The 551-nt window shown below is 47.2% G+C and carries 1 protein-coding gene and 1 pseudogene; both read right to left on the reverse strand.

Annotation, left to right across the window (positions count from 1 at the left end; genetic code table 11):
* Window positions 1-159: 159 nt before the first annotated feature.
* Window positions 160-273 (reverse strand): annotated as a pseudogene (locus OKC31_RS13195) (gamma carbonic anhydrase family protein); the annotation flags it as partial.
* Between the two features lie 89 nt (window positions 274-362).
* Window positions 363-551: hypothetical protein (locus tag OKC31_RS13200; protein WP_270657070.1), on the reverse strand; the 189-nt coding region annotated here is incomplete at its 5' end.

The raw sequence follows: 551 nt of genomic DNA on the forward strand, positions 1-551 counted from the left end.
GCCTCAACTGCCTCAACTGCCTCAACTGCCTCAACTGCCTCAACTGCCTCAACTGCCTCAACTGCCTCAACTGCCTCCACTCATTATTCAACTTCTCCTATATAGGAAGTAAGAGTTGTTCCTGACCTGGCGAAATGGTGAATTGTCTGTTCATTTCATCCAAACATCGCTGGCCAGCTCGATATCACCCACCAGTGTCGCGCAGGGATCTACATATACTCCTTTGCCCAGTTGTGGGCGTTTTCCCTTGTAGGGTCTCAGTCGCAAGTCCATCTTGGCCTCCTTGTTTTCGGCCATTCTAGCAATCTTGAACCGGTTTCTGTGGGTAAGTTTGTATAAAAGCTGTGGTTGGATATGAATAACTAAAAAAGTGCTGTTTTTTGCAATTTTATTGCAGATAAGGGGTTGCCAGAAAGAATCTGTTCCCTATAATGCGCCTCCATCGACAGGGCAAGCGGCAACGCAAACAACCTTGTCGATAACCTCGAAAAGCCTTTGAAAATAAGGCTTGACTCGAGAAGGCGGTTGAGTAGAATTCCACTCCCGCAGCA

Origin of the sequence: Aeromonas sp. Y293-4 (genome assembly GCF_027705905.1) — a bacterium.
Taxonomy (GTDB): domain Bacteria; phylum Pseudomonadota; class Gammaproteobacteria; order Enterobacterales; family Aeromonadaceae; genus Aeromonas; species Aeromonas veronii.